General features: G+C 73.1%; 2 protein-coding genes. Both read right to left on the minus strand.

What is annotated here, in order from left to right; translation table 11 throughout:
* Positions 1-2,713: error-prone DNA polymerase (locus ABYX71_RS10925; RefSeq protein ID WP_372696528.1), on the minus strand; the 2,713-nt coding region annotated here is incomplete at its 3' end.
* Positions 2,710-3,913, minus strand: a 1,204-nt coding sequence (locus ABYX71_RS10930; protein WP_372696529.1) for a DNA polymerase Y family protein, incomplete at its 5' end; no start/stop codon positions are given. The genes ABYX71_RS10930 and ABYX71_RS10925, both read right to left, overlap by 4 nt.

Here is a 3,913-nt window from a genome sequence, read left to right on the forward strand (position 1 = left end):
GACCACGGTAATCGGCGGCCAGGTCCTGTGCCTCGCGCGGTGCCGGCAGTGGCACCGACACCTCCCGCGCCGCCCGACCGGCCAGCAGGTCGCGGCTGCGGCGCACGCCGGCCGCCTGCCAGCGGGCGGCATGGCGATGCCCGGCCAGACTCGCCAGCGCACCGGCGCCGGCCAGGGCATCGAGCGCCCGACGGCCGAGGCCGGCCCGCTCGGCCAGATCCTGTACCGACACGAACGGCGCCGCCGCGGCCGCGACGGCGATCCCCTGCCCTTCCCCGGCCGGCAGGCCGCGCACCTGATTGAGCCCCAGGCGCACCTCGGGCGCGCCGTCCGGCCCGGCTTCGAGCGTGCAGTTCCAGGCGCTGCGCAACACGTCGACCGGCCGGAAACGCACGCCGGCGCGGCGTGCCTCGTTGATGAGCTGTGCCGGGGCGTAGAAACCGAGCGGCTGCGAGTCGAGCAGCGCGGCGCAAAACGCCGCCGGCTGGTGGCACTTCAGCCAGCACGAGGCGTAGGTCAGCAGCGCGAAACTCGCCGCGTGACTCATCGGAAAGCCATAGCTGCCGAACCCCAGAATCTGCCGGTAGATGGCCTCGGCGAAGTCCGGGTCGTAGCCGCGCGCACTCATGCCGGCCAGCAGCTTGTCGCGAAAATGATCGAGACCGCCGCGGCGCCGCCAGGCCGCCATGGAACGGCGCACCTGATCGGCCTCGCCGGGCGTGAAGCCGGCGGCGCGGATGGCGATCGACATCACCTGTTCCTGGAACAGCGGCACGCCCAGCGTCGGCGCCAGCACCTGGCGCAGTTCCTCGCTCGGGTACTGCACCGGCTCCAGACCCTGCCGACGACGCAGGTACGGATGCACCATGTCGCCCTGGATCGGCCCCGGGCGCACGATGGCAACCTCGATCACCAGGTCCCAGAAGGTCTTTGGCTTCAGGCGCGGCAACATGGACATCTGCGCCCGGCTCTCGATCTGGAACACGCCGGTGGTCTCGCCGCGGCTGATCATGGCGTAGGTGGCGCCGTCCTCGGCCGGGATGTCCTGCAACCGGAACGGCCGCCCGCGCCAGGCACCGACCAGCTCCAGACAGCGGCGGATGGCCGACAGCATGCCCAGCGACAGCACGTCCACCTTGAGCAGGCCCATGGCGTCGAGATCGTCCTTGTCCCACTGGATGACCGTGCGCTCGGCCATGGCGGCATTCTCGACCGGCACCAGCTCGCTCAGCGGCCGCTGCGAGATGACGAAGCCCCCGACGTGCTGCGACAGGTGCCTGGGCGTGCCGGTCAGCTCGCCGGTCAGGCGCAGCAGGTGCCGCACGGTGGCGCCATCCGGCGCGAAGCCCTGTTTTTGCAGCTGCGCCAGCAGGGCGGCTTTATCGTCCCAGAAGGCCAGCGCGCGGTTGACGGCGTCGACCTGCTGCTCGCTCAGTCCCAGGGCCTTGCCGACGTCACGCAGCGCCCCGCGCCGGCGGTAGCACTGCACGGTGCAGGCCAGCGCCGCCCGCTCGCGACCGTACTTGGCATAGATGTGCTGGATCACCTCCTCGCGGCGCCGGTGCTCGAAGTCGATGTCGATGTCCGGCGGTTCGCCCCGCTCCCTGGAAATGAAGCGCTCGAACAGCAGGTCCATGCGTGCCGGATCGACCTCGGTCACGCCCAGCAGATAACAGACCGCCGAGTTGGCCGCCGAGCCGCGACCCTGGCACAGGATGCCGCGGCCGCGGGCGAAGGCCACCAGTTCCTCGACGGTGAGGAAGTAATGCTCGTAGCCGAGCTCGGCGATCAGCGCCAGTTCCTTGTCCACCTGCGCGCGTACCGCCGGCGGGCAGCCATCCGGGTAGCGGCGCCGCATGCCGGCCTCGGCCAGCGCCCGCAGCCGGTCGGCGGCGCTCATGCCGGGCGGCACCAGTTCTTCCGGGTACTGATAGCGCAGCTCGTCCAGGCGAAACGTGCAGCGCTCGGCAATCGCCAGCGTCTGCTCGAGCAGCGCCGCCGGATAGAGCCTTTCGAGCACCGCCCGCTCGCGCAGGTGCCGCTCGGCATTCGGGAACAGCGGCGCCGCCGGGTCGTGGACATGCGTGTGGGCGCCGATGCAGGCCAGCACGTCCTGCAGCGCCTGGCGCTCGCGCACATGCATGTGCACGTCGCCGCTGGCCACCAGCGGCCGGCCCAGCCGCCGGCCGAGCGCCGCCAGCGCGGCGTGCCGCGCGCGGTCCTGCGGGTGCAGCAGGCGCTCGAAGGCCAGCCACAACCGGTCGCCGAAACGCGCGGCCAGCGCCTCGGCCTCGCCGGCCAGGACCGCCTCGTCGACGCCCCGCGCCGGCCAGCGCGGCAACCACAAGGCCAGCAGGCGGTCGGTGCCGGCGTCGAGGTCCGCCAACGTCAGGCGGTAGCGGCCCTTGGGACTGCGCCGGCGGGCATGGGTGATCAGGGCGCCGAGCTGCGCGTAGGCGGCCTTGTCCGGCGCCAGCAGCACCAGTTTCGGACCGTCCTCGAGCTGCAGTTCGCTGCCGACGATCAGCGGCAGGCCGAGCGGTTTCGCCGCCTCCCAGGCACGCACGATGCCGGCCAGCGAGCACGCGTCGGTCAGCGCCAGCGCCCGGTAGCCGAGCCCGGCGGCGCGCGTCACCAGCTCGTGCGGGTGCGAGGCGCCGCGCTGGAAGGAGAAATTCGACAGGCAGTGCAACTCGGCGTAGCCGCCGCTCATTGCCACAACCCGTGCAGGTAGAACACACCGTCGCCAAGATCCCGGTACACCCAGCACAGGCGCCCGGCAGCGTCCTCGGCCAGGAAATAATCGCGCCCGGCCGCCGCCTCCCACCAGCCGGCCTCGATGCGCTCGGGCGGCCCCAGCAGGCGCCCGGGCGTCAGGCGCTGCGGCTGCGCCAGCAACCACGGCGGTCGCGGCGGATGCTGCGTGTCGGCGACGGCCGCCCGGTCACCGGCGCCCGGCTGGCAGGAGGCCGTCATGGCGTCCTCCGGACGGCGGCCGGGACTGACGGCGACCTGGCGCAACGCCGCCTCACCGAGCCGTGCCGTGAGGCGTTCGCGCAGTTCCAGCAGGCGCTGGCCGCTGCGCGCATCCGCCCCGAACAGGTCATCCTGGCGCACCGGCGGCGGCTCGAAACGATCCGCCGCCAGCGTCAGTTCCAGCACGCCATCCGGCAGCTCGGCGCGCTCCAGACGCTCGCGCAGCACCCGCAGCAGGTGCGCCGCATCACGCGTCGGCGCCAACAGACCCACCGGCTGCGTGACCGCCTGCCGGCGGGCGTCCCTGAAACCCAGGCTGAAACGCTGCACGGCGCAGTCACGGGCGCGCAGGTAGGCGGCAAACTCGTCCAGCAGCAGGCGCAGCGGAAACAGCAGCGCCTCGCGGCTGTGGACCGGCTCGGCAAACTCGAATCGCCGCCGGTAGCGTGCCGGTGGCGTGAACGCCCGCCAGCCCTCCGGCGCCCGCCCAAGCAGCCGGTCGAGCATCCCCAGCGCCGGCGGCCCCAGACGCTGCCCCAGCGCCGCCGGGGCGATGGCCAGCACCTCGCCGATGCGCCGCAGGCCCGCGTCGGCCAGCAGGCGCTGCGCCGAGGCCTCCAGCGGCAGCAGCGACAGCGGCAACCCGGCAATGGCGGCGGCGATGTCCTGCGTCTTCCACACCGGCCGCTTCAGGCCGGCCCGGGCACCGGCCAGCAGCCGGCTGGCCGCCAGCGTGGGGGCTATGCCGAAGTACGCCGGCTGCGGCGGCCGGTCGGCCTCGATGGCACCGATCAGCCCCGCCCAGCCGCCGAACGGCGCACTGCCACGGCCAACCTCCACCCACACCGCCTGCTGCTGCGCACAGGTGGTGACCGGCGTGCCGAAACGGTAGGCCCAGTTGGCCAGGCCCTGCAGGGCGGCGCGCTCGGCCGCCGGC

This window comes from Immundisolibacter sp., from assembly GCF_041625615.1.
GTDB lineage: Bacteria > Pseudomonadota > Gammaproteobacteria > Immundisolibacterales > Immundisolibacteraceae > Immundisolibacter.